Below are 270 nucleotides of genomic sequence, written 5' to 3' on the forward strand. Positions count from 1 at the left end.
AAAAAAACAGCCCGTATTGGCTTGCGCAATACGCCCATATTCTTCAAGGGTGGGTAACGTATTACCGGCACTTACCTTGGCATCAAGGTATTGCCCTACATGCAGCTGCTCAAGGCTTTGTATACCGGCACGTACCACGTTTAGATCATTGAGCTCAGTCAGGATTCGAAGGCCATCCAGGTAACCGAACATTCCCGACACCAATGCGACCTCTGCACCATAATGCTTCCATACTGCAGGGATCCCGCGGCGTAACGCGTCACCGTCAAG

General features: G+C 51.5%; 1 protein-coding gene. It reads right to left on the reverse strand.

Features of this window, described 5'->3' with window-relative positions; all coding sequences use genetic code 11:
- Positions 1–270 (reverse strand): polyprenyl synthetase family protein (locus tag AC0L3B_RS39530; protein ID WP_473383252.1); only part of this gene is annotated, 270 nt, incomplete at both ends.

It is taken from the genome of Bradyrhizobium sp. Kon56, assembly GCF_055807635.1.